Annotated in this window: 4 protein-coding genes and 1 tRNA gene; all 5 read right to left on the bottom strand. The window is 31.3% G+C overall.

The genetic code is table 11. The features are described 5' to 3' along the window. Positions 1-142: 142 nt before the first annotated feature. Positions 143-787, bottom strand: a complete 645-nt coding sequence (locus tag ACIQ11_RS09315; RefSeq protein ID WP_396154350.1) for a porin family protein — start codon at positions 785-787, stop codon at positions 143-145. A 47-nt stretch (positions 788-834) separates the two neighbouring features. After that, positions 835-919: transfer RNA gene (locus tag ACIQ11_RS09310), tRNA-Ser, on the bottom strand. Positions 920-923: 4 nt separating this feature from the next. Beyond that, the gene (locus ACIQ11_RS09305; RefSeq protein WP_396154351.1) at positions 924-1,904 is read right to left on the bottom strand and encodes an asparaginase; all 981 of its coding nucleotides are present in this window, start codon (positions 1,902-1,904) and stop codon (positions 924-926) included. 58 nt (positions 1,905-1,962) lie between these two features. Beyond that, complete coding sequence (locus ACIQ11_RS09300; RefSeq protein ID WP_396154349.1) at positions 1,963-3,090, bottom strand: 1-acyl-sn-glycerol-3-phosphate acyltransferase; 1,128 nt, start codon at positions 3,088-3,090, stop codon at positions 1,963-1,965. 57 nt (positions 3,091-3,147) lie between these two features. Then, positions 3,148-3,915 (bottom strand): TatD family hydrolase, encoded by a 768-nt coding sequence (locus ACIQ11_RS09295; RefSeq protein WP_396154348.1) that lies wholly within the window; start codon positions 3,913-3,915, stop codon positions 3,148-3,150. Positions 3,916-3,955 lie beyond the last annotated feature (40 nt).

Here is a 3,955-nt window from a genome sequence, read left to right as displayed (position 1 = left end):
TAACTGCGATTAATACTGTAGCATTTTTAATTTTGTGTATGGGATTTGTAGCTTCGTCAAGATTATATATGAAAGCTCACACACCAATAGAATTAATAGCAGGAATAGCTATAGGCGGTTTGCCACAAATTTTGGTTTGGTTTTATAATATATAAAAGATAAAACCAACATTAAAATTACTCATTTTAGAACCTTCTTTAAAGATTGGATTTAAACCATAATAAATGTATGGATTCCAAGTATTAAACCCAACAGAAATATAAGCGCCATATTGCAAACGATTTATTTCATCTGAAATAGATTCTTTAGAACTTTCAGTTGTGGTCTCTAATTTTAATTTAGAATTAAAGACATAGCTGGTTTTTAATCCAGTATAAATTCGCCAAAAACTATGACTGTTTGGGATGGAATTTCGCCATCTAAGTTCTAAAGGAAAATCGACGCTATGCGATGTAATTGTAGTTCTAATATTTTCAGATGAGGTGTTTTCTGTAGCCCCAACAATTTCTTCAGAATTTATAAATTGTTTAATATTATTGTACGAATAGCCAATACCAGGTGCAATTGCCCAATGTCTGTTTTTTGAAATAGGAATGTCTCTCAAAATCCCAAAAGAAATTCCTGGTGAAAATGAAAATTGCTTAAATCCATCAGGACGATTTTGTATTAAATTATAACTTAAAGAAGCATAAAATTGATCTTCTCTGTAAAGTGAATCAATTTCAATGGGTTTTATCTCTTGTGAGAAACAAAAAAAGGGAATCCATAAAAAAAATAATATTCTCATTTGTAATAGTTATTGTTTTTTAATTGTCTAAAACCACTACAGTTTTGCAGAGAGGAAGGGATTCGAACCCTCGATATGTTGCCATATACACGCTTTCCAAGCGTGCGCCTTCAGCCACTCGGCCACCTCTCTAATTTTAATCGTTCATTTCACCTCGTAAAGGGGTTTCAAAAATAGTCTTAAAAACCGAGTTAGCTACGTTTTGACCTAACAAATACATTAATTTTGTGATTGCTGCTTCAGTTGTTATATTTTTACCGGAAATTAAACCAATTTCTTTTAAGCGAGTACTGGTTTCATAAGCACCCATTAAAACGGTTCCACCACTACATTGGGTTACGTTTATAATATGAATGCCACGTTTTATGGCGCTTTCAATTTCATCAATAAACCAATTTTCCATTGGGGCATTTCCTGAGCCATAGGTTTCTAAAACCACGCCTTTTAAATTTGGCGTGTGTAAAATAGCGTGTAAAATATTTTTGTTTATACCTGGAAATAATTTTAAAATTAAAACATTGTCATCAAAACAGGTATTCACTTTTAACTTTTTAGAAACTTTTTCTTTTAGAAGCACTTCGTTATTTACATTTAAATGCACGCCTGATTCTACAAGTTCAGGAAAATTTGGCGATGTAAATGCATTAAAATGTTCGGCACTTATTTTTGTAGTTCGGTTTCCTCTGTATAATTTGTATTCAAAATAAAGCGAAACTTCTTGAATAACTGGTTTTCCTTTTTCTTGCAAAGAAGCAATTTGAATGGCGGTAATTAAATTTTCTTTTGCATCTGTACGTAAATCACCAATAGGTAATTGAGAGCCCGTAAAAACAATTGGTTTGTTTAAATTTTCAAACATAAAACTCAAAGCAGACGCACTATACGACATCGTATCCGAACCGTGAAGTACCACAAAACCATCAAAATTAGTGTAATTTTTTTCAATAATTTCAGCTGTTTTTTGCCAATCTGAAATTTGCATATTAGACGAATCAATTGGTTTTTCAAATGAAACAGTTTCAATATTGCAATCTAATAATTTAAGTTCTGGAATGCCTTTTATTAGTTTTTTGAAATTAAAAGCTTTTAATGCTCCTGTATCGGCATCTTTAATCATACCAATAGTTCCACCGGTATAAATTAATAAAATAGTTGCCTTTTGATTTGCTTTCAATTTATTGGTATTTTAATTTATTTAGTACTGGATTGGCATACATTGCTAAGAAACTTTCTTTCATTTTTATGTCATCCGCATTAATTCTTAATTCTAATCTACGTTCAAAAAGTTGTTTTTCTTTTTCGGTATAACAATCAGAATAAGTAGTGGTTTGAAGTAATATATCGTAGGCAATATAATTGGTAGGCCAAAGTTTATAGGATTGCAAAATAGAATCGTCAATCACTTGTGCTAATGCAAACATTTGTTTGTTAGAGTTTGTTGTTTCTTCAGAAATCGCATCTAATTCGTTATCTAAAACATCGCCAACGTGAATATGAATGCGTTTTTTCTGGCCAATAATGCCGCTTAATAGCGTAATAAAATCTTCGTTTTTTTCTTTAGTATAAATTTCGTCATTGGCTTCAGCTATTAATTGCGGAATTTTTAACGCATCCGTTGGATCATATTCATAAGAAATGGAAACCGGAACAATTTTTATTTTCTTAAAGAAATCCATATTATTATTCTCGTCGGATGCCATCGCAATCATCTTTAATACTCCAGAATGCGTAGCGTCATTTCCGTCTTTCGTTCTTCCTTCACGTTGTGCTATCCATACGGAACGATTTTCTTTCGATACCAATCGATACATATATTCTGAAAGTAATTTAGAACTTTCTAATAACTCTCTTGGCGAAAGATTTCTTTGTACTAAAAAATTTCTATTTAGTTTAGATAGCATTAGTAAAAAATCTTTTTTCACTAAATTATCTCCAATGGCAGAAGCCGTCATCACTAGACCATGTTCGTGTAAACAAACGTTTAATAACGAGGTGTCTAAAATAATATCTCTATGATTTGAAATGAAAAAATAGGAAGTATTTGGTTCTAATTTTTCAAAGCCAGATGTGGTTAAACCGTCAGAACTTTTTTCTAATATTTTTTTTATGGCGTGGTATGCAAAATTAATTTGAAAATCTCTAATAGAATGTGTGCGAAGCAATTGCTCTTTCCAGACTGATTCTTCAGTATTTGGATACGCAAAGTCCACTAATGCTTTCATCATAGGATGATTAAGTGAAGCACGAATAGCATCGTTTACTTCAGCATCATAATAGGGACGTATTTTATCAAATTTCGACATACTTTATTTTAGAACTACAAAAAAACGAAAAAAATAGGAATTATACGTTAACAAATTTTAAAATCCGAAGATATCTTTACTGTTTTGTGTGGTAATTGCAGCTATGTCTTCTATTGGCAACTGATATATTTCTGATAATTTTTCAGCTATTACTTTAATATAACTACTTTCATTGCGTTTTCCTCTATAAGGCACAGGTGCTAAATACGGTGCGTCAGTTTCTAAAACAATATGTTTAAGGTCAATTTCATTTAAAAACTGATCAATTTTACCATTTTTAAAAGTGGCTACGCCGCCAATTCCTAATTTCATCCCGCAAGAAATGGCTTGTTTCGCTTGATTGAAATCGCCAGTAAAACAATGGAAAATTCCCCATAATTCTTCTGATTTTTCTTGGTCTAAAATTTCAAAAACTTCGTTAAATGCATCTCTACAATGAATATTTATGGGTAGTTTATATTGTTTGGCGAGTTGAATTTGTTTTAAAAAAACGTCTTGTTGTTGTTTTAAAAACGATTTGTCCCAAAATAAATCAATACCAATTTCGCCAATTGCTGCAAATTTTCTATTGGTTAATTCGGTAATAACGTGCGCCAATTCGTCTTCGTAATTTTCTTTTACATAACACGGATGTAGTCCCATCATTAAAAACACATTTTCTGGATATTGTGTTTCTAAAGCATACATTTTTTGAGTGTAACTACTATCTATAGAAGGCACAAAAAGTCGAGAAACGCCAGAATCAATTGCGCTTTGAATCATTTTTTCTCTGTCTTCAGAAAATTCTTCAGAATATAAATGGGTATGTGTATCTGTTAAAATCATTTTATTTTTTAATAAACCATTAAATTACAACCTCTTATGT

Source organism: Flavobacterium sp., from assembly GCF_044361065.1.
Lineage (GTDB): Bacteria > Bacteroidota > Bacteroidia > Flavobacteriales > Flavobacteriaceae > Flavobacterium.
This window is presented reverse-complemented; position numbering and strand designations above follow the sequence as displayed.